Genomic DNA, 21,740 nt, shown 5'->3' on the forward strand with positions numbered 1-21,740 from the left:
GCGCTGCCGATACTGCCCAGATGGTGAAATTGGTAGACACGCCAGCTTCAGGTGCTGGTGACCGCAAGGTCGTGGAAGTTCGAGTCTTCTTCTGGGCACCAATTTCGAGTTTGAGACTAGATCAGTTTCAAGACTCACACAAAACCCGCGAAAGCGGGTTTTTTGCATTCTAAGCCCGTACTTTCTTAAAACTGATTTATTAAAACCAAATCAGGGGTTTACAGATCAAAAGACGCTCCGTATAGTGCGCCACATCAACAGCGGCAACGCTTGCGATGAATGCCCAGATGGTGAAATTGGTAGACACGCCAGCTTCAGGTGCTGGTGACCGCAAGGTCGTGGAAGTTCGAGTCTTCTTCTGGGCACCAATTCAAATTCATGGTTACGACCCTGAATTTCACAAAAACCCGCGAAAGCGGGTTTTTGCGTTTCTGGCGTTCAGAAACCATTCCGCGTCCCGCCCTAACAAACCCGCATCCTCCCCGCAAGGCGCACTTGAGAAACAATATCGTTTATCATTGTTACAAGTTTTTGCAATGCGACAGTGAGGAACCCTGCGAATGATGTTTCGAAATACCCTGCGCCGTGGCTTGACCTTCACCCTGCTCGGCCTGGCACTCGCCACTCCCCTCACCCAGGCTGCCGATGCAGTTTCCCTGACGCTCTACAACGGTCAACACAAGGAAGTCGGCGATGCGATCGCCAAAGCTTTCAAGGCCAAGACCGGCATCCACGTCAACGTGCGCAAGGGCAGCAGCAATCAGCTCGCCAGCCAGATCGTCGAAGAAGGCGACCGCTCCCCCGCCGACGTGATCTATACCGAAGAATCCCCGCCGCTGAACAAACTCGGCGAGCAAGGTCTGCTGGCGAAGGCTGACGACGCGACGCTGGCCGTCCTGCCAAAAGAATATGTCGCCGGCAACGGCAGCTGGATCGGCGTCACTGCGCGAGTGCGCGTAGTCGCCTACAACCCGAAACTGGTCGATGAAAAAGACCTGCCGAAATCGGTCATGGAGTTCTCCGATCCGAAATGGCAGGGCAAGGTCGGTTTCGTTCCGACCAGCGGTGCATTCCAGGAGCAAGCCGTTGCGATCATCAAGCTGCACGGTCGCGACGCTGCCGAAGAATGGCTGACCGGCCTGCGCGCCTTCGGCAAAACCTACAGCAACAACATGGTCGCCCTCAAAGCCGTGGAAAACGGCGAAGTCGCCACCGTGCTGGTGAACAACTACTACTGGTTCGCCCTGCAACGCGAGAAAGGCCAGCTGGATTCGAAACTGCATTACTTCACCGGCGGCGACGTCGGCGGGCTGATCACGGTTTCCAGCGCAGCCGTGCTGAAATCCAGCAAACACCCGAAAGAAGCTCAGCAATTCCTCGCCTACATGGCCAGCGAAGAAGGTCAGCGCGTGATCACCCAGACCACCGCCGAATACCCACTGCACAAAGGTATGCAATCGGATCGCGGTCTCAAGCCGTTCAGCGAACTGGAAGCACCGAAAGTCACCCCGGCCGATCTGGGCAATGCCGAAGAGGCGCTGGATCTGGAACGTGAAGTCGGCCTGAACTGATGAGCGCATCGTTATCCGCCCCCGCCGCGCGCGGGGGTTACGTGCCACGGCGCAAGCGGCCGTCGATCTGGCTGCTGCTGCCGGTTTTGTTGCTGGTGGTGCTCAGTCTGCTGCCACTGGCCTACGTCGGGCTGAAAGCCTGGCAGGCTGGCTGGGCCGAGGCGCTGCATTTGTTGTGGCGCCCGTACGTATTCGGCTTGCTGCGCAACACGCTGGCGCTGATGGTTGGCGTGACACTGACCTGCGGCGTGATCGGCCTGTCGCTGGCCTGGCTGTTGGAACGCAGCAATCTGCCGGGGCGGCGTTTGTGGGGCGTAATCCTTTGTCTGCCGTTCGCCGTGCCGGCATTCGTCAGCAGCTTCACCTGGGTTTCGTTGAGCGCACAGTTCGAAGGTCTCGGCGGGGCGATTCTGGTGATGAGCCTGTCGAAATATCCGCTGATCTTTTTGCCGGTGGCCGCAACGCTGCGCAATCTTGATCCGTCCCTTGAAGAGTCGGCGCGCACACTGGGACAAAGTCGCTGGGGGGTGTTTTTGCGCGTCACCCTGCCCTTGCTCTGGCCGTCGCTGTTGGCGGGTTCTTTGCTGATCGCATTGCACATGCTGGTGGAATTCGGCGCACTGTCGATCATCGGCCTGCAAACCTTCACCACGGCGATCTATCAGCAATTCGAACTGGAATTCAGCAACGCCAATGCGGCGATGCTGTCTGCCGTGCTGCTCGCGCTGTGCCTGATGTTGTTGTGGCTGGAGCTGCGCGTGCGCGGTAAGGGCCGGCATGTGCGCATCGGTCAGGGTGCGGCGCGCCGGGCCGAGCAAGTCAGCCTCGGACGATGGGCGGCGGCGGGTCAGGTGTATTGCCTGAGTCTGGCGATCATCGGCAGCGGGATTCCGCTGGGTATGCTCGCTTACTGGCTGGCGGTGGGTTCGTCGGCGGCATTCCCGGTCGCAGCGATCAGCGAAGCGCTGCTGTCGTCATTGGCGTTGTCGCTAGGCGGCGCAGCGTTGTGCCTGGTGCTGGCAGTGCCCGTTGGACTGCTGGTGGTGCGCTACAAAGGTCAACTGGCGATCTGGGCCGAGCGCCTGCCGTATCTGCTGCATGCGCTGCCGGGTTTGGTCATTGCGCTGACACTGGTGTATTTCGCCCTGCATTACGTGCCGGTGCTGTATCAGACTTCGGCGTTGTTGCTGATTGCTTATGCGCTGCTGTTTCTGCCGCTGGCGCAGGCGCCGATCCGCACGGCGCTGAACAAGGCTGCGCCGCAGTTGGAAGAGGCTGCTCGTACGTTGGGCGCGTCGTCGTTTTCGGCATTTTGTCGGGTGACGTTGCCGATCATTTTTCCGGCACTGGGCGCGGCATTTGCGCTGGTGTTTCTCGATGCGATGAAGGAACTGACTGCGACTCTGCTGTTGAGTCCGACCGGGCTGAATACCTTGGCCACCGAGGTTTGGGCGCATACCGCGAACGTCGAGTTTGCGGCGGCGGCGCCATATGCGGCGTTGTTGATATTGGTCTCGGGTTTGCCGGTTTATCTGCTGACGACGCGGATGTATCTGAGCCGCTGAAAAAGCAAAAAGATCGCAGCCTGCGGCAGCTCCTACACAGGATATTGCGTTTCCCTGTAGGAGCTGCCGCAGGCTGCGATCTTTTGATCTTAAGCTCTGAACTGCCCCAGACTCGCCTTGAGCTGCGCCGCCAACCCATCCAGCACCTTGCCACTGGCCGTGGTTTCCACCACTGCCTGCGCCGCTTTCTCGGCCTGTGCATGAATCGTTTCGACTCGCCCACGCACTGCCTGCGCACCCTGCGCCTGATGCGCGGCGGCCTGGGTTGCCAGACCAATCGCCGCATGCACCTGCTCGACCGAAGCCTGCACCGACTGCTGCAACCGCGCACTGTCGCGCAGCACCAGCAAACCTTCGCTGGCCTGACGTCCGGCCTGACCGATCGCCTCCACCGCCTCGCGTGCGCCCTGCTGCAACGCCACGATGTGCGCCTGAATGTCGCCAGTCGAGCTTTGCGTTTTGCTCGCCAAGGCCCGCACCTCGTCGGCAACCACAGCAAAGCCACGACCCGTCTCACCGGCACGCGCCGCTTCGATGGCAGCGTTGAGCGCCAAGAGGTTGGTCTGCTCGGCGATGCCATGAATCACGGTCAACACCACTTCAATCTGCTCGCTCTGCTGCGCCAGCCGTTCGATAACTTTCGAGCCGGTATCGACTTGGCCGGCCAGCGCTTCGATGAGGCTGCCGACCTTGGCGGATGTGCGGGTGTTTTCATCCGTGGCCTGACGAATATCGACCACTTGCTTCAACGCGGCCTGCATCGCATGGCTTTCCGATTGTGCTTCATCGGCCATCTGCGACAACGCGCGCAGACTTTCCGCGACCTCATCCCGCTGCATCCCGGCGGCTGCATCAGCGCCAGCATTGCGCAAAGTCATGGCACCAATTTCGACTCCCGTCCGCTGGGCCACATCGCCTGCCTCGCGCACGATTGGCTGCAACTTATCCACAAAGCGATTGACCGCCGAGGCCATGTCGCCGATCTCGTCCTTGCTGTTGATCTGCACGCGCTTGGTCAGATCGCCCTCACCCGCCGCCAGATCATCCATTGCGGCTATCAGCAGCTTCAGACGATTGACCACACGCCGACCGAGGACGATTGCGATCAACAGCAACACGCCGGCGCCGACCAACGCCAGCCCCATACCGATGCGCCAGCGCAAGGTGCCAGCGGCGTCCTGCACGGTGCTGGTGGTGTTGGCTTTCATCTCGGCGGCGGTGGACTGCGCTGATTGCAGGCGCGCGCGCATCGCTGTGGCGCTGTCGGCGGCGGCGCCCTTGAGGCTGTCGGCGACCAGTTGATCGCTGCTGGCGATCAGCGCCGTGAAGCGCTTATCCAACGCTGCCAGATCAGTTTCCACCGAGGCGGTAGAAACGCCCATCAGCACTTTGCCGATCTCTACGCCGTTGGGGTTGATCGAGGCTTCGAGGTAGTAGACCGAAGGATCGTTCTTCGCCGCATCCAGCACTTTATCCAGCGCGCGCTCACCCTGGCCTTTTTCCAGAAGGGCCTTGTTGATCGGGTTTTCACGGTTCAAATAGCGGGTCAAATGCTGGCCAGTGGCGTCGTCGTAGACCACGAACAGCACGTTGGGATTGCGCTGGGCCCGGCGGGCGAATTCGGACAGGGTCGGCACGTCGCTGTCCCACATGGCCCGTGGCGCCACCGAGGCGAGCAACTGGGCCATGTCATTGGCCGAGTCTTTCAGGTCTTTTTCCAGAGTCGCACGCAGTTGCGCCTGCTCATCCTTCAGACGCGTGGACAAACCGGCGGTCAGCCGCTGACGGGTATTGGTCGAGAGAGTGTCGAGGCTTGACGTGACTTCACGCCCGGCCTGCTCCAATTCGCCAGAGAGTTTCTGGCTGTCGGCACCCAGCCGCGCGCCCAGATCGGCTTCCAGCGCGGTGACGGTGCTCCGTGTCAGGGCAACAGCCACCAGCACTTGCACCAAAAGGGCGATACCAAGGGTAACGAACACTGGCCGCAACAGACGGCTTTGTAACAGTGAGAGAACGGCTGACACTTTGAATCCCTCTACTTCTGACGCCATTAATTTGATGGCACTCTTGTAGACAGATTCACAGCAAAGGTCATGCCGTCCAACAGGCATAAACGACAAAGGCCCCGATCAAGGGGCCTTTGTGTTGTTACATCAACGACTTATCAAGCGAACGGATGACGCAGAACGATGGTTTCGTTGCGGTCCGGGCCCGTCGAAATAATGTCGATCGGCGCGCCGATCAACTCTTCAACACGTTTGATGTACGCGCGAGCGTTAGCTGGCAGCTCTTCCAGGGTTTTGGCGCCCACGGTCGATTCGGTCCAGCCTGGCACTTCTTCGTACACAGGCTGCAGGCCGACGTAGCTGTCAGCGTCAGTCGGGGCAACTGCCTTGCCTTCGGCATCTTTGTAGCCGATGCAGATGTTGATGGTTTCCAGGCCGTCGAGTACGTCCAGCTTGGTCAGGCAGATGCCCGAGATGCTGTTCACATCGATAGCGCGACGCAGGATTACGGCATCGAACCAGCCGCAACGACGGGCACGGCCGGTGGTAGCGCCGAACTCGTGACCTTGTTTGGCCAGGTGCGCACCCACTTCGTCAAAAAGCTCAGTCGGGAATGGACCCGAACCAACACGAGTGGTGTAAGCCTTGGTGATGCCCAGGATGTAGTCGAGGAACATCGGGCCAACGCCCGAACCAGTGGCAACGCCGCCCGCAGTGGTGTTGGAGCTGGTCACGTACGGGTAGGTGCCGTGGTCGATGTCCAGCAGGGAGCCTTGGGCGCCTTCGAACATGATGTCTTTGCCAGCGCGACGCAGGTCGTGCAGCTCGGCAGTCACATCCAGCATCAGCGGCTTGAGCAGCTCAGCGTATTCCTTGCACTCGGCCAGAGTCTTTTCGAACTCGATGGCCGGCTCTTTGTAGTAACCCACCAGCATGAAGTTGTGGTAATCCACCAGTTCACGCAGCTTGTCTTCAAAGCGCGGCATGTTCAGCAGATCGCCAACACGCAGGCCACGACGTGCAACCTTGTCTTCGTACGCCGGGCCGATGCCGCGACCGGTAGTACCGATCTTCAGCTCGCCACGGGCCTTTTCACGGGCCTGGTCCAGCGCCACGTGGAAGGACAGGATCAGCGGGCAGGACGGGCTGATACGCAGGCGCTCGCGCACCGGTACGCCTTTCTCTTCCAGCTTGATGATCTCGCGCAGCAGGGCGTCAGGTGCAACCACCACGCCGTTGCCGATCAGGCACTGCACGCCTTCGCGCAGCACGCCGGACGGGATCAGGTGCAAGACAGTTTTTTCGCCATCGATGACCAGAGTGTGACCAGCGTTGTGGCCACCCTGGTAGCGCACTACGGCGGCAGCATGTTCGGTCAGCAGATCAACGATCTTGCCTTTGCCCTCATCACCCCATTGGGTGCCCAGGACTACGACATTCTTACCCATAACACTTGTCCTCATTCGCGCAAACTTGGTGCCGGCGTCAGCCGGCAGGAAAACTCAAGAAGCCAGTGGCGATACTTGCCAAAGCCCGTTCTGCTGGATCAATTGCCGGTCGCAGTCCGCTTCACGGGCGGCGGCCAATGGTTGTCCAGGCAATGCCTGAACGACACGCTGACCCTCACTGCGCAACTGACAAACCTGCTGCCAGAGTGCCGCATCCGTACTGTCAGGCATCCAGATACCGCCAGACGGTAGCTCGATCTCAGCACGCCCCAGGGTCACCAGGGTTTTCAAATCGGTGGAAAAGCCAGTCGCCGGACGCGCGCGACCAAAATCAGCGCCGATGTCATCGTAACGACCGCCCTGCGCGATGGACTGGCCAACGCCCGGTACGAACACCGCGAACACCACACCGGTGTGGTAGTGGTAGCCGCGCAACTCGCCCAGATCAAAGTACAGCGGCAGCTCCGGGAAGCGCGCCGACAAGCGCTCGGCGATCGCCAGCAAATCTTCCAGTGCCGCCAATACCGGCGCCGGCGCATTGGCCAGACGCTCGCGGGCAGCGCTCAACACTTCACGTCCGCCACACAGGTCGACCAGCGCACGCAGCATGCCGGACAGATCGGCCGGCAGGCCTTCGGTCAGGGTAATGACCTCGTCGATGGCCTTGCGTTGCAAGGCGTCAAACAACTGTTGCTCGACTTCGCCCGACAGACCAGCCGCCTGGGCCAGACTGCGGTAGATGCCAACATGCCCGAGGTCCATGTGCACATCCGGCACATCGGCCAGTTGCAGCATGGCCAGCATCAGGCTGATCACTTCAACGTCGCTGCTCGGGCTGCCATCGCCATACAACTCGGCGCCCAACTGGATCGGGCTGCGTGAGGAAGACAATGCACGCGGCTGCGCATGCAGCACGCTGCCGGCGTAGCACAGACGGCTCGGGCCTTCGCGACGCAGGGTATGCGCATCGATGCGCGCCACTTGCGGCGTGATGTCCGCGCGAAAACCCATCTGCCGGCCCGATTGCGGGTCGATGACCTTGAAGGTACGCAGATCGAGATCGGAGCCCGCGCCGGTCAGCAGGGATTCCAGGTACTCGATATGGGGAGTCACGACAAACTCGTAACCCCAGCTCTGGAACAGATCCAACACCTGACGACGCGCTACTTCAATGCGCGCCGCTTCCGGTGGCAGTACTTCTTCGATGCCATCTGGCAGCAGCCAGCGGTCTACCGTTGCCATTACGCCATTCCCCTTTGATCCGGGCGGCCAGCACTAGGGCGAGCCTTGAGTGAAGCAGAAAATGACCAGTCTGTTCAAAACGCACGCGCATGAACGACGCAGCGAAAGGCCTGTCAGCGGCTTCGCCCATCACTTTCCTCGAAAAACTGTCGGGTCATTAACCCGACGCCTGCAACCCACAACAGCAATCAAACGTGCAGACGCAAAAAAGCCGGGAATTTCCCGGCTGCCGCATCATACACACGTTTTCCCAAAGGATCACCCCGCCGCAGGTTTTAGCCGCCAGGCGGGGCGATTCAGGTCAACGTTGTATCAAGGCTTGGACTTTTCCAGGTAACGGAAGAAGTCGCTGCTTGGGTCGAGGACCATGACGTCGGTTTTGTTCGCGAAGCTTTCACGGTAGGCGCGCAGGCTACGGTAGAAACCGTAGAACTCCTGATCCTGGCCGTAGGCCTTGGAGTAGATCGCAGCGGCCTGGGCGTCACCGTCACCACGAACCTCTTCCGATTCACGATAGGCTTCAGCCAGCAGCACGCGGCGTTGACGATCGGCGTCGGCACGGATGCCTTCGGCCAGCTCGTTACCCTTGGCGCGATGCTCACGAGCTTCACGCTCACGCTCGGTGCTCATACGTTCGAACACGCTGCGGTTAACTTCTTTTGGCAAGTCGATGGTCTTGACCCGGACATCGACCACTTCGATACCCAGCTCTTTTTCCGCCATCTTGTTCAGCGACGCAGTGATGTCAGCCATCAGCGCATCGCGCTCACCGGAAACCACTTCGTGCAGGGTGCGCTTACCAAACTGGTCACGCAGGCCCGATTCCAGACGACGGGAAAGACGCTCGTCGGCGATCTGCTTGAGGCCGGAAGTTGCGGTGTAGAAGCGCTCGGCATCTTTCACGCGCCACTTGGCGTAGGCATCGACCATCACGGCTTTCTTTTCCAGGGTCAGGAAACGTTGTGTCGGTGCATCCAGCGTCATCAGGCGGGCGTCGAACTTGCGCACCTGGTTGACGTAAGGCACTTTCACATGCAGACCCGGCTGGACATCGGCCTGAACCACACGACCGAATTGCAGCAGCACCGCACGCTCGGTCTGAGCGACGATGTAGAAGCAGTTCCAGCCCACCAGCAGCACCACAACGCCAACGATCAGGGCGATCAGCGATTTATTGCTCATCAGCGGGTCTCCCTTGTACGCGATTGCGGCTGGTCAGTGACATGCGGCGTGCCGTCCGTGTTGTTGGTGGCTGCGGCCGAACCGGTTACCGGCGCATTACCGCCCGAACCATTCTGAATCATCTTGTCCAGCGGCAGGTACAGCAGATTGCTCTGGCCGTCTTTGTTGCCGGTCACGAGAACCTTGCTGGTATTGCTGAAGACTTCCTGCATGGTGTCCAGGTACAGACGCTGACGCGTGACCTCGGGCGCCTTGCGATACTCGGCAACCAGCTTGGTAAAGCGATCCGCCTCACCCTTGGCGCGCGAGACCGTTTCGTCGCGGTAACCGTTGGCATCCTCGAGGATGCGCTGGGCCTGACCACGGGCTTCCGGCACCACGCCGTTGGCGTAGGTTTCGGCCTGGTTGCGCGAACGCTGCTCGTCTTCACGGGCGCGGATCACGTCATCAAAGGCTTCCTGCACTTCACGCGGTGCAGCTGCGCTCTGTACGTTGACCTGGGTAACGGTGATACCGGTGCGATAGGTATCGAGAAAGCGTTGCAGACGCTCCTTGATTTCGCTGGCCATCAGCTCACGACCTTCGGTCAGCACCTGATCCATCGCGGTGGAACCCACCACGTGACGCAGAGCACTGTCGGTCGCGTGCTGCAGGCTGATTTCCGGCTGGTCGACGTTGAGCACGAAGTCCTGCAGGTTGCTGATCTTGTACTGCACGGTCAGCGGCACTTCGACGATGTTCTCGTCTTCGGTAAGCATCTGACCCTGCTTGGTGTACGCCCGCTCACGCGTGACGTTCTCCATGTACTTCTTGTCGATCGGCGGGAAGTAGATGTTCAGGCCCGGGCCGACAGTCTCGTAGTACTTGCCGAAGCGCAGCACAACGGCTTGCTCCTGCTCGTCGACCACGTACACCGCGCTGTACAGCCAGACGGCCGCGAGCACAACGAGGCCGATGCCGAGCAGGCCGCCAAAGCCGCCACTCCTGCTCGAACCACCGCCGTCGCCACCACGTTTCTTACCACCACCGAACAACCCGTTCAGGCTTTCCTGCAGCTTTCGGAAGGCCTCGTCGAGATCTGGTGGCCCCTTGCGGTCGCCGTTATTGCGGCGCTTGCCACCCCAAGGATCCTGATTATTCGAGTTGCCACCCGGCTCATTCCAAGCCATAGCGCTCTCCATCTGATAAAGCAAAGACGCACCCACGGCGCGCCGACCAATGCTACAGAATGCCTGCGACTGCGGCACAACCGCTTTTTCAGGCTTTTATTGCAAAGTGTGTTGTTCGATGAACTCAGCCGGTACAACGCCTTCACGGCTGACCAGCCGATTAAGCTCCGAGCGCGGCAATCGAACGGCCAGCAAGCTGACACCCTCTTCGTCGTGTTCTTCTTTCTGCACCGCGCCGAGTTCGAAGAACTGCGCACGCAGTCGAGCGAATCGTTGCGGCAAGCGCAAAGTTCCCACAAACAATTCACTGCCGAGCAATTCGGCAATGGCTTGTTCAAGCAATTCCAGACCACTGCCATCACGCGCCGACAGCCAGACCCGTTGCGGCTTGCCATCGGCATCGCGCTGGATCTGTGGCTCAACGCCTTCAAGCAAATCGAGTTTGTTGTATACCTCGAGGATCGGCAAGTCCTGGGCACCAATCTCGCCCAGCACTACCATCACCTGCTCGATCTGCAACATGCGATCCGGCTCGGCCGCATCGATCACGTGCAACAGCAAGTCGGAGTTGCTCGACTCTTCGAGCGTAGACCGAAATGCCTCGACCAGCTTGTGCGGCAAGTGCCGAATGAAACCCACGGTGTCGGCCAGGACAATCGGCCCCAGGTCGTCGAGCTCCAGACGGCGCAGGGTCGGGTCCAGCGTGGCAAACAGCTGGTCGGCCGCGTACACGTCGGATTTGGTCACGTTATTGAACAGCGTGGATTTGCCGGCGTTGGTATAGCCCACCAGAGATACGGTAGGGATATCCGCCCGCATGCGGCCGCGTCGCGATTGCTCGCGCTGGCTACGCACTTTTTCCAGACGGCCCTTGATCTGGCGCAGGCGCACCCGCAGCAGACGACGGTCGGTCTCGAGCTGGGTTTCACCCGGGCCACGCATGCCGATACCACCACCTTGACGCTCAAGGTGAGTCCAGCCGCGAACCAGCCGGGTGCTCATGTGATCAAGCTGGGCCAGTTCGACCTGGAGCTTGCCTTCATGGGTCCGGGCGCGCTGGGCGAAAATATCGAGAATCAGACCGGTACGGTCGATCACGCGACACTCGAAAACACGTTCGAGGTTACGTTCCTGACTGGGCGTGAGGACGTGATTGAAAATCACCAGATCGGCTTCTTCGGCGTGCACCAGGTCGCGCAGTTCCTCGACCTTGCCGCTGCCAATCAGGAATTTGGCGGTTGGCCGATGACGCGGCACGTTAAAAAACGCAACGGTCTCGGCGCCGGCCGAATTAGCCAACTCCTGAAACTCCTGCGGATCTTCGCGCGCCTCAGGGTCCTGTCCATCCAAGTGAACGAGGATTACTCGCTCACCACCACCGTGGCGCTCAAAGAACAAAGGAGACTCCTATCAGGCGTTACCTGGCTCAGCGTCCGCTTGTTCGCCATCAGCTGCGCTAGGCAGACGAATTGGACGAACTGGAACGACTGTCGAGATAGCGTGTTTGTAAACCATCTGGCTAACGGTGTTTTTCAGCAGGATGACGAACTGGTCGAACGATTCGATCGTGCCCTGCAGTTTGATCCCGTTGACCAGGTAGATGGAAACCCCAACTTTCTCTTTACGTAAAGTATTCAGGTAAGGGTCTTGTAGCGAATGCCCTTTTGACATGTGCCGCACTCCTTTAAGGATTCAATAATAAAAATAGGTAAACAGATGGCTTTCGCCGTCACACCCCCAAGGATAGACGGCAATTGCAAGGACTCAGCTCAATATGGAGATGGTCCCAAGGTATTTCAAGGCGCGTGGCAGATTGTCGCAATCGAGACTGTCGAGCCAGTGTAAGTCTTCCCAACTGCGCAGCCAGGTGAACTGGCGTTTGGCCAATTGGCGCGTGGCAATGATGCCGCGCTCCTGCATCTCGGCTGACGTCAGCTTGCCATCCAGATAATCCCAGACTTGGCGATAGCCTACTGCACGTATAGACGGCAACCCCGAATGCAGGTCACTTCTTGTACGCAGGGCTACGACCTCGTCGATGAACCCCTGTTCCAGCATATTTGTGAATCTTTGTTTAATGCGCTCGTGCAATACCTGGCGATTTGCCGGGGCAATGGCCAAGTTCGCGACAGTATAGGGCAATTGTTGGCGCCCCGATGCCGCAGCTTCAGTACTTTGCGCAGATTGTTGCAGGCGCAGGTCGGTCATGCTTTTACCGCTGACTCGATAAACTTCCAGCGCGCGACTCAAGCGTTGCGGATCATTCGGGTGAATGCGCGCCGCCGAGACTGGGTCGATCAGTGCCAATTGCTCGTGCAGGGCTTGCCAGCCAAGGCGTGCAGCCTCTTCTTCGATCTGCGCGCGCACTTCGGGATCGGCCGCCGGCATATCTGCCAGACCTTCGACCAAAGCCTTGTAATAGAGCATTGTGCCGCCGACCAGCAGCGGGATTTTGCCGCGCGCGGTGATCTCGGCCATGGCCTCCAGCGCGTCGCGGCGGAAATCCGCAGCCGAATAGGCGTCGGCCGGATCAAGAATATCGATAAGACGGTGCGGAAACTCGGTCAGCAGCTCTTTCGAAGGTTTGGCGGTGCCGATGTCCATGCCGCGATAGACCAGCGCCGAATCGACGCTGATCAGTTCGCACGGCAGCACCTTGGTCAGCTCGATGGCCAGGTCAGTCTTGCCCGCAGCGGTCGGGCCCATCAGGAAAATCGCTGGAGGTAACTGGCTCATCAACGTCCGCGCAAAAACAGTTTGTCCAGATCGTCCAGGCCCAGTTGGGTCCAGGTCGGTCGGCCATGGTTGCATTGACCGCTGCGCTCGGTGTTTTCCATATCGCGCAGCAAGCCGTTCATTTCCGGCAGGGCCAGACGCCGGTTGGCGCGGATCGCGCCGTGGCAGGCCATGGTGCCGAGCAGTTCGTTCAGGTGTGCCTGAATCCGGTCGCTGGTGCCATATTCCATCAAGTCCGAAAGCACGTCGCCGACCAGACGGTTGGCTTCAGCCTGTTTGAGCAAGGCCGGAATCTGGCGGATCGCCAGGGTTTCCGGGCCAAGCCGTTGCAATTCGAAGCCCAGCCGCTGGAACCACGCCGCATGTTCTTCAGCACAATCGGCCTCGCGCTGACTGACCGCCAGCGACTCCGGCACCAGCAACGGCTGGCCGCTCAGACCTTCGCTGGCCATGGCGATCTTCAGCCGCTCGTACATGATCCGCTCGTGAGCGGCGTGCATGTCCACCAGCACCAGACCTTGAGCGTTCTCGGACAGAATGTAGATGCCCTTGAGCTGCGCCAGCGCATAACCCAGCGGCGGAATGTCCTCCTGACCTTCCGGCAATGCGTTGGCATTGGCCTCGGGCAGTGGCGCGAAGAACTCACGATAAGCCGCTTGCGCTTCACCCGCCGGCACGCCGGATTGCGGGCGCGGCGTGTATTGATACTGGTAACCGCCACCAGTGCTGGCACCGGATGAAGTATTGAACGTCGGCTGCGCCTGCGGTTGTTCGAGCAAGGCATTCGCCGCCAGACGCATCTCGCCCTGCGGGCCGAACTCACCGGCATCGATACCGGTTGGCCGTACGATGCCAGCAGTTGCGGCAGGCGCAGCGAGTTGATCTTCGGGCCGCACATCGCCCAGCGCGCGGTGCAAGGTGCCATACAGGAAGTCATGCACCATGCGCCCGTCACGGAAGCGTACTTCGTGCTTGGTCGGGTGTACGTTGACATCGACCGCCGCCGGATCGACCTCGAAAAACAGCGCAAAGGTCGGATGCCGGCCGTTGAACAATACGTCGCGATACGCCTGACGCACCGCGTGGGCTACCAACTTGTCACGCACCGCACGGCCGTTGACGAAGAAATACTGCAAGTCGGCCTGGCTGCGGTTGAAGGTCGGCAGACCGACCCAACCCCACAGGTGTAAGCCGTTGCGCTCGATCTCGATCGGCAACGCCTGCTCAAGGAACCCGGCCCCGCAAATCGCCGCGACTCGCCGCGCACGGGCCGCATCGTCGTGGGCCTCGTGCAGACTGAGGATGGTCTTGCCGTTGTGGCGCAAATGGAACGCCACGTCGAAACGCGCGAGCGCCAGACGCTTGATCACTTCTTGCAGGTGATCGAATTCGGTTTTTTCGGTCTTGAGGAATTTGCGCCGCGCCGGGGTGTTGAAGAACAGGTCGCGCACTTCCACCGAGGTGCCCACGGGGTGCGCCGCAGGTTGCACGCGGGGGGCCATGTCGCGGCCTTCAGTCTCGACCTGCCACGCCTGATCGGCATCGCGGGTGCGCGAGGTCAGGGTCAGGCGTGCGACGGAGCTGATCGATGCCAGCGCCTCACCGCGAAACCCCAGGCTCATCACCTGTTCGAGGTCTTCCAGATTGCGGATCTTGCTGGTGGCGTGACGCGCCAGCGCCAGCGGCAAGTCATCGGCAGAAATACCGTTGCCATCGTCACGCACCCGCAGCAGTTTGACGCCGCCCTGCTCGACATCCACATCGATGCGTTTGGCACCGGAGTCGAGGCTGTTTTCCAGCAATTCCTTGATCACCGATGCCGGGCGCTCGACCACTTCACCGGCGGCGATCTGGTTCGCCAGCCGCGGGCTGAGCAGTTCGATGCGGCCAGTGTTGCTCATCTGGTTCATTCTTTGGACGCCAGTTCGGTGCCGGGAATGGTCAGGTGCTGGCCGACTTTCAACTCATCGTTTTTCAGATTGTTGGCGCTGCGCAGTGCGGCAGGTGAGATCTGATAGCGCACAGCGATCATTGCCACGGTTTCACCCGGGCCGACGCGGTGATCACGCGGGCCCTGAGCAATCTTGCCGGAATCACGCAGCCAGGCAATGTAAGTTCCCGGTGGTGGATTTTGCTGGAAGAACTGCCGGACACCGCTGCTGATCGAACGCGCCAGCGCTTGCTGATGGCCGGAGGCCGCGAGTTTCGAGGCTTCGTTGGCGTTGGAGATAAAACCGGTCTCGACCAGAATCGACGGAATGTCCGGCGATTTCAGCACCATGAACCCGGCCTGCTCCACGCGCTGTTTGTGCAGAGGAGTTACCCGGCCGATGTTGGTCAGGACTTTCTGGCCGACGTTGAGGCTGGAGGTCAGCGACGCGGTCATCGACAGGTCGAGCAGCACACCGGCGAGCATACGGTCCTTGTCATCGAGGCTGACGTTGCCGGCACCACCGATCAGGTCGGAACGGTTTTCGCTGTCTGCCAGCCAACGGGCGGTCTCCGAGGTGGCGCCACGGTCGGACAGGGCAAACACCGAGGCACCGAAGGCTGCCGTAGATGGCGCGGCGTCGGCGTGGATCGAGACGAACAGATCAGCCCCCTTCTTCCGGGCGATCTCGGTACGGCCGCGCAACGGGATGAAGTAGTCACCGGTACGGGTCAGTTCGGCGCGGAAGCCTTTCATGCCGTTGATCTGCCGTTGCAGTTCGCGGGCGATCTGCAGCACCACGTCTTTCTCACGCTGACCGCGCGAGCCGGACGCACCCGGGTCTTCGCCGCCGTGACCGGCGTCGATCACAACAATGATGTCGCGTTTCCCGGGCGGGGCCGGTGGCATTTTGATCGACGGCTCGGTCGGGGTGACCGGCACCGCCGGGATGTTCGCCACCGCCGGGGTCGGGATTGGCGCAGGCGGCGGCGCGGCATCGGCGGCGTTGTCGAATAGATCGACCACCAAGCGGTTGCCATACTGCGCGTTCGGCGCCAGCGAGAAGCTTTTCGGAGTGACGGCTTTTTTCAGATCGATGACCACCCGCAGGTCGGTCGGCGTGCGCTGCGCCGAGCGCATTGCGGTGATCGGGGTGTTGGCCGACTGGATTTTCAGCGGCGCGCCGAGGGTGGCGCCGTTGATGTCGATCACCAGTCGATCCGGCGACGTCAGGGTGAACACACTGTGCTGCACCGGGCCGCTAAGGTCGAACACCAGTCGCGTGTTGTCCGGCGCCCGCCACAGGCGCACGCTGTTGACCTTTGTTTCGGCCACAGCGTTGACGGTTACTGCCATCAACAACAGTCCAACGGCAGCTACCACCGCGCGAAAGCGCATACCTGACCCCATCATTTAATTGGATTCCAATGCCAAAGCGGCACACCAGGCCTCGCCACGCGAGCCCTGGGACAAAATATTCAGCGAACGCCCGCTGTCTTGCGGGCTAATGGTAATGGTCAGGTCCGGCTTTGGCAAAAAGCCTGCACCTTTATCGGGCCACTCAATCAGACACAGGGCGTCGTCTTCGAAGTAGTCGCGGATGCCGAGAAACTCCAGTTCCTCAGGATCGACCAGGCGATACAGGTCGAAGTGGAAGGCGCGGACGTCGCCGATCTCGTAGGGCTCGACCAAAGTGAAGGTCGGACTTTTTACCGCACCGATATGCCCCAAGCCACGAATGATGCCCCGCGACAGGGTGGTTTTGCCCATCCCCAGATTGCCTACAAGAAAAATCAGGCCATGGCCCTGGGTAACGCGGGCGATGCGTGCGCCAAAGTCGCTCATGGCCTGTTCATCGGCCAGGTACAGGGTTACTTCAGACACGGTGCATGCTCCTCCAACAACTGACGAATGGCTGGAATCAGATCACTGGCCGCCAGCCCACGGCCGAATTTGCCTTGTTGCATTCCGGCGTTGGCGTGCAGCCAGACCGCCAGACACGCGGCATCAAAAGCATCCATGCCTTGCGCGAGCAACGCGCCGGCCAATCCGGCCAATACATCGCCGAGACCGGCAGTGGCCATGGCCGGATGGCCCTGATGGCACAGCGCCAAGCGCCCGTCGGGATGGGCGATCAGGCTGCCGGCGCCCTTGAGCACCACGACAGCTGTATATTTTTTGCTCAGAGCCAACGCCGCAGCCGGACGATCAGCCTGCACCTCGGCAGTGCTGATCCCGAGCAAACGCGCAGCCTCACCCGGGTGCGGAGTGATCACGCAATCCTTGGGCAAGCTGACCAAACCGCTTGCCAGCAAGTTCAGCGCATCGGCGTCCCACACTTGCGGCAATGGCGCATTGGCCGCTGCGGACAGCAGACTGCGCCCCCAACCGGCCTGGCCCAATCCCGGCCCGACTACCAGCACCGAGACCTTATCCAGCAAACCCATCAACTGATTGGCCGAGGAAGTGCCGAGCACCATCGCTTCTGGCACTCGACTCAACGCGGCCGGCACATGCTCCGGACGGGTTGCCAGCGACACCATGCCGGTGCCGCTGCGCAAAGCGCTCTCACTGCTGAGCAGAATCGCCCCGCCGAAACCATGATCGCCACCGATCAGCAAGACATGCCCGAAACGGCCTTTGTGGGAGGTCGGCGCACGGGCGGGCAGCAGGGCAAGATTAGCGGCGTTGAGCCGTTTGGCTGCGACAGGTATGTCACGGAAGGTTTCGTCAGTGGCTTGCAGATCGTTAAATACCAACTCGCCGACGTGATCAGCTGCGTCACCAGTGAACTGTCCCAGCTTGAGGCCAATGAACGTCACGGTGAGATCCGCATGCACCGCATCGCCCAGCACGCGGCCGGTATCGGCGCAAAGTCCGGAAGGAATATCCACCGAGGCGACTGGTAGGCCGCTGGCATTGATCGCCGCAATCGCAGAGGCATACGGTTCGCGCACTTCGCCGCTCAGCCCAGTGCCGAGCAATGCGTCGAGGATGACTCCGCGTAACTCACCTTGAGCATTGACGGTAACGCCTTCGGCCAGTGCTTCGGCATGCGCCAGCGCAGCATCGCCCTTCAAGAGTCGCGGATCGCCGACAGCCCATACTCGCACTTGCCACCCGGCACGCAGCGCCAGCGCGGCCACCAGATATCCATCACCGGCGTTGTTGCCGTGCCCGGCCACCACTGTTAACTCGTGCGCTGCAGGCCATTGCCGGACCAGTGCGCGCCACATCGCATGGGCTGCGCGCTGCATCAATTCGAAGCCCGGCGTGCCGGCGGCGATCAGCCGCGCGTCGAGTGCTCGCACCTGGGCGGCGCGGTACAGCGCGTCGGGTAATTCATCTTTAGTGTGCGGCATGCGTCTTCCGGCTCCGATGTCTGGCAGAATTATACGCACCTCAGCTCCGGTTTCTCTCGCCTCATGTCCGCCATCACCACAGACCTGCCCGCCCTCGCCCAATCCATCAAGGACTGGGGCCGCGAGCTGGGCTTTCAACAAGTCGGCATCAGCGGTCTGGATCTGGCTGAACACGAGCAGCACCTGCAACGCTGGCTCGATGCCGGCTACCACGGCGAAATGGATTACATGGGTGCCCACGGCAGCAAACGCTCGCACCCCGAAGAACTGGTACCGGGCACCTTGCGCGTGGTTTCGCTACGCATGGACTACCTGCCGGGCGACACGCAAATGGCGCAACTGCTGGCCCAACCGGAAAAAGCCTACGTCTCGCGATATGCCTTGGGCCGCGATTACCACAAATTGATCCGTAAGCGTGTTCAACAATTGGCAGACAAGATCCAGTCCGAGATCGGCCCGTTCGGTTTCCGCGCCTTCGTCGACAGCGCGCCGGTGCTGGAAAAAGCCATCGCCGAACAGGCTGGCCTGGGATGGATCGGCAAAAACACCCTGGTGTTGAATCGCAAGGCCGGCAGCTATTTCTTCCTCAGCGAACTGTTTGTCGATCTGCCGTTGCCGGTGGACGAGCCGCACAGCACCGAACATTGCGGACGATGCACCGCGTGCCTGGACATCTGCCCGACCAATGCCTTCGTCGGCCCGTATGTGCTGGATGCACGGCGCTGCATTTCCTACCTGACCATCGAGTTGAAAAGCGCGATCCCGGAAGACTTGCGGCCGCTGATCGGCAATCGGGTGTTCGGCTGTGATGATTGCCAGATCTGCTGCCCGTGGAATCGCTTCGCAAGCCCCTCGAAAGAGAGCGACTTCAAGCCACGGCACAATCTGGACAACGCGGAGCTGGCCGAATTGTTCATGTGGGATGAGGACAAGTTTCTCAGCAGTACCGAGGGTTCGCCATTGCGCCGCGCCGGTTATGAACGCTGGTTGCGCAATCTGGCGGTGGGACTGGGCAATGCGCCGTCGAGCATTCCGGTGCTGGAAGCGCTTAAATCACGCCGCGATTACCCTTCGGATCTGGTTCGCGAGCACGTCGAATGGGCGTTGAAGCAACACGCCGAACGTTAATGCTCGTCGTTATACACAAACTTCGGCATTTCCCAATGAAAGCGAATCGCCAACAGCCGTAGCAGGAAGCCACCGAACAAAGTGATCAGAATCGCCTGCTCGCTCGGCACATTCAGATACAGGCAGAGCATGTAGCACCACGCGGCGGCGAACGAGACGCTGGCGTAGAGTTCGCGGCGGAAAATCAGCGGGATGTCGTTGCAGAAGATGTCGCGCAAGATGCCGCCGAACACCCCAGTGATCACACCACTGACCGAGGCGACGAGCATGCCGTGACCCATTTCCAGCGCCGTCATGCAGCCAATCAGGGTGAACGCCACCAGACCGACGGCGTCGAGCACCAGAAACAGCGAGCGCAGATGGCGCATCCAGCGTGCGGTGAACACGGTGAACATCGCCGCCACCGTCGTCAGCACCAGGTATTCCGGGTGTTTGACCCAAGTCAGCGGGTAGTGCCCGAGCAGCACATCGCGCACCGAGCCGCCGCCTAGAGCAGTGACGCAGGCGATCAACACCACACCAAACCAGTCCATGCCGCGCCGGCCCGCAGACAGGGCGCCAGTCATGGCTTCAGCGGTAATGGCAACGAGGTAGAGCATCAGCAACATGGTGGCGGTCCTTGCAGGAAGGCGCGCAGTCTACTCACTTCGCCATCGCACCAAAAGGGCGCGCGATGGTGAAGTTCGCCGATGTCAGAACTTGATGAAATGCTTGCGGTAATGCTGCAGTTCGGCGATGGATTCGCGAATGTCGTCCAGCGCCAAGTGGGTGCTACCCTTCTTGAAGCTGTCACGCACGTCCGGCGCCCAGCGTGCGGCCAGCTCTTTGAGCGTGGACACGTCGAGGTTGCGGTAGTGGAAGTAGCTTTCCAGCGCCTTCATGTGCGTATAAAGGAAGCGTCGATCCTGACAGATGCTGTTGCCGCAAATCGGCGACTTGCCCTTCGGCACCCACTTCTCGAGAAACGCGATGGTTTCGGCTTCGGCTTCGGCCATGGTCACGCGGCTGTCGCGCACGCGCTGGGTCAGGCCGGAGTTGCCGTGGGTGCGGGTGTTCCATTCATCCATACGCGCGAGCACTTCGTCGCTGTGGTGAATCGCGATGACCGGACCTTCGGCGAGGGTGTTCAGATCGCTGTCGGTGACGATAGTGGCCATCTCGATGATGACGTCATTTTCCGGATCCAGACCGGTCATTTCCAGGTCGATCCAGATCAGATTCTGCGGGTTTGGCATGTTTCGGCTCCTGAGCAATGCTGCGCAGTTTAGCTTAGGCAGGTGCCCGGGCGTGCTAAACTCGCGGCCGTTTTACCTAATCGCTGCATTATTCATACGGAACACCCATGGCCAAACGCCAACTCAATCGACGTCAAAACTGGCGTATCGAAAAAATTCAGGGCGAGCGCGCCGCCCGCGCCGCCAAACGCGAGTCCTCGGCTGTTGAAGCCCTTGAGGGCGGCGATCTGGGCCCGGAACAAACCGGCCTGGTGATCGCGCACTTCGGTGTGCAGGTCGAAGTCGAAGCCATTGACGGCGATCAGGCCGGCCAGGTCTTCCGCTGCCACTTGCGCGCCAACCTGCCGGCGCTGGTAACCGGCGACACCGTGGTCTGGCGTGCCGGCAACCAGGGCATCGGGGTGATCGTCGCGCAACTGCCGCGCACCACCGAGCTGTGCCGCCCGGACAGCCGTGGTCAGCTCAAGCCGGTTGCGGCCAACGTCGACATGATCGTCATCGTCTTCGCCCCGCTGCCCGAGCCGCATGCCAACCTGATCGACCGCTATCTGGTCGCGGCCGAACACGCCGGCATCCGCCCGTTGCTGCTGCTGAACAAATTCGACCTGATCGACGAACAGAATGCCCCGGCGCTAAATGCCTTGCTCGCGGTCTACCGCACGCTCGGCTACCCGGTGCTGGAAGTCTCCGCGCACCACGGCGACGGCATGGAGCAGCTGCAGAAGCAGCTCGACGGACGCATCAGCGTGTTCGTCGGCCAGTCCGGTGTCGGCAAGTCATCGCTGGTCAACAGCCTGCTGCCGGAAGTCGAAACCCGTGTCGGCCCGCTGTCCGAACTGTCCGGCCAGGGCACGCACACCACGACCACTGCGCGCTTGTTCCACTTCCCGGGTGGCGGTGAACTGATCGACTCCCCGGGTATCCGCGAGTTTGGTCTGGGTCACGTGAGCCGCGCCGATGTCGAGGCCGGTTTCATCGAGTTCGATGATCTGCTCGGCACCTGCCGCTTCCGCGACTGCAAACATGATCGCGAACCAGGTTGTGCGCTGCTCAAGGCCCTCGAAGATGGCCGTGTGCAGCAGCAGCGGATGAACAGCTATCGGTCGATTATTGCCAGCCTTGGTGATAACGGATATTGAGTCGGAGCGCTCCCCCGAGGGGACTGG

18 protein-coding genes and 2 tRNA genes are annotated in these 21,740 nt (G+C 60.7%); 6 read left to right on the plus strand and 14 right to left on the minus strand.

Annotated features, from left to right (window positions below; all coding sequences use genetic code 11):
* The first annotated feature begins 14 nt into the window (after positions 1 to 14).
* From ACOI8A_RS15915 to ACOI8A_RS15930, 4 genes are all read left to right on the plus strand, one after another.
* A tRNA-Leu gene (locus tag ACOI8A_RS15915) sits at positions 15 to 101 on the plus strand.
* A gap of 180 nt (positions 102 to 281) precedes the next feature.
* Positions 282 to 368 (plus strand) — tRNA-Leu (locus ACOI8A_RS15920).
* A 192-nt stretch (positions 369 to 560) separates the two neighbouring features.
* A complete protein-coding gene (locus ACOI8A_RS15925) occupies positions 561 to 1,571 on the plus strand; it encodes an iron ABC transporter substrate-binding protein (protein ID WP_420647020.1) in 1,011 nt (336 codons plus the stop codon).
* Positions 1,571 to 3,136 (plus strand): ABC transporter permease, encoded by a 1,566-nt coding sequence (locus ACOI8A_RS15930; protein WP_420647019.1) that lies wholly within the window; start codon positions 1,571 to 1,573, stop codon positions 3,134 to 3,136. Before ACOI8A_RS15925 ends, ACOI8A_RS15930 begins: the two co-directional genes overlap by 1 nt.
* Positions 3,137 to 3,225: 89 nt before the next feature.
* Here ACOI8A_RS15930 and ACOI8A_RS15935 read toward each other — a convergent pair whose 3' ends face one another.
* The 12 genes from ACOI8A_RS15935 to ACOI8A_RS15990 all read right to left on the minus strand — a co-directional run bounded on the left by ACOI8A_RS15935 (position 3,226) and on the right by ACOI8A_RS15990 (position 18,211).
* Positions 3,226 to 5,160: a methyl-accepting chemotaxis protein gene (locus ACOI8A_RS15935; protein ID WP_420647018.1), complete on the minus strand. Its 1,935-nt coding sequence runs from the start codon at positions 5,158 to 5,160 to the stop codon at positions 3,226 to 3,228.
* 140 nt (positions 5,161 to 5,300) lie between these two features.
* Positions 5,301 to 6,590, minus strand: coding sequence for an adenylosuccinate synthase (locus ACOI8A_RS15940; protein WP_420647017.1), 1,290 nt, complete (start codon positions 6,588 to 6,590; stop codon positions 5,301 to 5,303).
* Between the two features lie 54 nt (positions 6,591 to 6,644).
* Positions 6,645 to 7,832, minus strand: a complete 1,188-nt coding sequence (locus ACOI8A_RS15945; protein WP_420647016.1) for an ATP phosphoribosyltransferase regulatory subunit — start codon at positions 7,830 to 7,832, stop codon at positions 6,645 to 6,647.
* A gap of 312 nt (positions 7,833 to 8,144) precedes the next feature.
* The gene (gene hflC / locus ACOI8A_RS15950) at positions 8,145 to 9,014 is read right to left on the minus strand and encodes a protease modulator HflC (RefSeq protein WP_420647015.1); all 870 of its coding nucleotides are present in this window, start codon (positions 9,012 to 9,014) and stop codon (positions 8,145 to 8,147) included.
* A complete protein-coding gene (gene hflK, locus ACOI8A_RS15955) occupies positions 9,014 to 10,183 on the minus strand; it encodes an FtsH protease activity modulator HflK (protein ID WP_420647014.1) in 1,170 nt (389 codons plus the stop codon). The genes hflC and hflK overlap by 1 nt, the downstream gene beginning before the upstream one ends.
* 96 nt (positions 10,184 to 10,279) lie before the next feature.
* Positions 10,280 to 11,581 carry a ribosome rescue GTPase HflX gene (hflX, locus tag ACOI8A_RS15960; protein ID WP_420647013.1) on the minus strand — a complete coding sequence of 434 codons (1,302 nt, stop codon included), beginning with the start codon at positions 11,579 to 11,581 and terminating at the stop codon, positions 10,280 to 10,282.
* Positions 11,582 to 11,593: 12 nt separating this feature from the next.
* The gene (gene hfq, locus ACOI8A_RS15965) at positions 11,594 to 11,854 is read right to left on the minus strand and encodes an RNA chaperone Hfq (protein ID WP_401216129.1); all 261 of its coding nucleotides are present in this window, start codon (positions 11,852 to 11,854) and stop codon (positions 11,594 to 11,596) included.
* A 93-nt stretch (positions 11,855 to 11,947) separates the two neighbouring features.
* Positions 11,948 to 12,919 (minus strand): tRNA (adenosine(37)-N6)-dimethylallyltransferase MiaA, encoded by a 972-nt coding sequence (gene miaA / locus ACOI8A_RS15970; RefSeq protein ID WP_420647012.1) that lies wholly within the window; start codon positions 12,917 to 12,919, stop codon positions 11,948 to 11,950.
* Positions 12,919 to 14,820, minus strand: coding sequence for a DNA mismatch repair endonuclease MutL (gene mutL, locus ACOI8A_RS15975; protein WP_420647011.1), 1,902 nt, complete (start codon positions 14,818 to 14,820; stop codon positions 12,919 to 12,921). The genes miaA and mutL overlap by 1 nt, the downstream gene beginning before the upstream one ends.
* Positions 14,821 to 14,825: 5 nt before the next feature.
* Complete coding sequence (locus tag ACOI8A_RS15980; protein WP_420647010.1) at positions 14,826 to 16,262, minus strand: N-acetylmuramoyl-L-alanine amidase; 1,437 nt, start codon at positions 16,260 to 16,262, stop codon at positions 14,826 to 14,828.
* On the minus strand, positions 16,263 to 16,733 hold the full coding sequence (tsaE, locus tag ACOI8A_RS15985; RefSeq protein WP_420647009.1) for a tRNA (adenosine(37)-N6)-threonylcarbamoyltransferase complex ATPase subunit type 1 TsaE: 471 nt from the start codon (positions 16,731 to 16,733) through the stop codon (positions 16,263 to 16,265).
* Positions 16,721 to 18,211 carry an NAD(P)H-hydrate dehydratase gene (locus tag ACOI8A_RS15990; protein WP_420647008.1) on the minus strand — a complete coding sequence of 497 codons (1,491 nt, stop codon included), beginning with the start codon at positions 18,209 to 18,211 and terminating at the stop codon, positions 16,721 to 16,723. The genes tsaE and ACOI8A_RS15990 overlap by 13 nt, the downstream gene beginning before the upstream one ends.
* Before the next feature lie 63 nt (positions 18,212 to 18,274).
* On the opposite strand from ACOI8A_RS15990, the gene queG reads away from it, so the two are divergent.
* Positions 18,275 to 19,339 carry a tRNA epoxyqueuosine(34) reductase QueG gene (queG, locus tag ACOI8A_RS15995; protein WP_420647007.1) on the plus strand — a complete coding sequence of 355 codons (1,065 nt, stop codon included), beginning with the start codon at positions 18,275 to 18,277 and terminating at the stop codon, positions 19,337 to 19,339.
* Here the strand turns inward: queG and ACOI8A_RS16000 are convergent.
* Positions 19,336 to 19,947, minus strand: a complete 612-nt coding sequence (locus ACOI8A_RS16000; RefSeq protein WP_420647006.1) for a trimeric intracellular cation channel family protein — start codon at positions 19,945 to 19,947, stop codon at positions 19,336 to 19,338. The two genes, queG and ACOI8A_RS16000, sit on opposite strands and share 4 nt — an antisense overlap.
* Positions 19,948 to 20,031: 84 nt before the next feature.
* Positions 20,032 to 20,574 (minus strand): oligoribonuclease, encoded by a 543-nt coding sequence (gene orn / locus ACOI8A_RS16005; RefSeq protein ID WP_420647005.1) that lies wholly within the window; start codon positions 20,572 to 20,574, stop codon positions 20,032 to 20,034.
* Positions 20,575 to 20,681: 107 nt separating this feature from the next.
* Between orn and rsgA the strand changes: the two genes are divergently transcribed.
* Positions 20,682 to 21,713: a small ribosomal subunit biogenesis GTPase RsgA gene (gene rsgA / locus ACOI8A_RS16010; protein ID WP_420647004.1), complete on the plus strand. Its 1,032-nt coding sequence runs from the start codon at positions 20,682 to 20,684 to the stop codon at positions 21,711 to 21,713.
* Positions 21,714 to 21,740: the final 27 nt, after the last annotated feature.

It is taken from the genome of Pseudomonas sp. P4795 (assembly GCF_048822895.1).
In the GTDB taxonomy this organism is placed as follows: domain Bacteria; phylum Pseudomonadota; class Gammaproteobacteria; order Pseudomonadales; family Pseudomonadaceae; genus Aquipseudomonas.

Coding starts and splice junctions, on each gene's coding strand:
- ACOI8A_RS15930 (WP_420647019.1), top strand. CDS start 1,571: ATGAGCGCATCGTTATCCGCCCCCGCCGCGCGCGGGGGTTACGTGCCA.
- ACOI8A_RS15980 (WP_420647010.1), bottom strand. CDS start 16,262: ATGATGGGGTCAGGTATGCGCTTTCGCGCGGTGGTAGCTGCCGTTGGA.
- ACOI8A_RS15925 (WP_420647020.1), top strand. CDS start 561: ATGATGTTTCGAAATACCCTGCGCCGTGGCTTGACCTTCACCCTGCTC.
- queG (WP_420647007.1), top strand. CDS start 18,275: ATGTCCGCCATCACCACAGACCTGCCCGCCCTCGCCCAATCCATCAAG.
- hflC (WP_420647015.1), bottom strand. CDS start 9,014: ATGAGCAATAAATCGCTGATCGCCCTGATCGTTGGCGTTGTGGTGCTG.
- hfq (WP_401216129.1), bottom strand. CDS start 11,854: ATGTCAAAAGGGCATTCGCTACAAGACCCTTACCTGAATACTTTACGT.
- hflK (WP_420647014.1), bottom strand. CDS start 10,183: ATGGCTTGGAATGAGCCGGGTGGCAACTCGAATAATCAGGATCCTTGG.
- ACOI8A_RS16000 (WP_420647006.1), bottom strand. CDS start 19,947: ATGTTGCTGATGCTCTACCTCGTTGCCATTACCGCTGAAGCCATGACT.
- ACOI8A_RS15945 (WP_420647016.1), bottom strand. CDS start 7,832: ATGGCAACGGTAGACCGCTGGCTGCTGCCAGATGGCATCGAAGAAGTA.
- mutL (WP_420647011.1), bottom strand. CDS start 14,820: ATGAGCAACACTGGCCGCATCGAACTGCTCAGCCCGCGGCTGGCGAAC.
- ACOI8A_RS15940 (WP_420647017.1), bottom strand. CDS start 6,590: ATGGGTAAGAATGTCGTAGTCCTGGGCACCCAATGGGGTGATGAGGGC.
- rsgA (WP_420647004.1), top strand. CDS start 20,682: ATGGCCAAACGCCAACTCAATCGACGTCAAAACTGGCGTATCGAAAAA.
- miaA (WP_420647012.1), bottom strand. CDS start 12,919: ATGAGCCAGTTACCTCCAGCGATTTTCCTGATGGGCCCGACCGCTGCG.
- orn (WP_420647005.1), bottom strand. CDS start 20,574: ATGCCAAACCCGCAGAATCTGATCTGGATCGACCTGGAAATGACCGGT.
- ACOI8A_RS15990 (WP_420647008.1), bottom strand. CDS start 18,211: ATGCCGCACACTAAAGATGAATTACCCGACGCGCTGTACCGCGCCGCC.